The sequence below is a fragment of the Curtobacterium sp. 18060 genome, from assembly GCF_902706105.1.
Lineage (GTDB): Bacteria > Actinomycetota > Actinomycetes > Actinomycetales > Microbacteriaceae > Curtobacterium.
Window position 1 is genome coordinate 1 of sequence record NZ_CACSJV010000118.1, and the last position, 454, is coordinate 454.

The 454-nt window shown below is 74.7% G+C and carries 1 protein-coding gene; it reads right to left on the reverse strand.

What is annotated here, in order from left to right; genetic code table 11:
* Positions 1-454 (reverse strand): GMC oxidoreductase (locus tag GVL05_RS19830; RefSeq protein WP_235036090.1); only part of this gene is annotated, 454 nt, incomplete at both ends.

Consider the following 454-nt stretch of genomic DNA (forward strand, 5'->3'; position numbering starts at 1 on the left):
CGCATCGACCACGCGCAGCCCCGCGATGGTGCCACCACGCCCGTCGCGCACCCGCAGACGCGCGTCGAGCACCGCGCCCGGGTCGCCGTCGGCCCCCATGCGCGTCGTGCCCACGGGATGGAAAATGGTGGTGGCGATGTCGCCCGCGAGCCGGGCCAGGTCCTCGTCGGTCTCGTACTGCGGGCCGGGCTTCCACTCCTCGGGCCGGGAGGGCGCGAGCGCGGGCTGCGCCACGATGCGGCGCGTGACGCGCAGCGAGTCGGACGCCACCTGCCGGTCCTCGGGCGTGCTGAGGTAGCGCGGCGCGATGGCCGGCGCGTCCTGGAAGCGGGCGCTCTTGATGCGCACCGTGCCCCGGCTGGTCGGGTTCAGGTTGCAGACGCTGGCGGTGAAGGCCGGGAAGGTGTGCAGCGGCTCGCCGAAGGCGTCGAGCGACAGCGGCTGCACGTGGTAC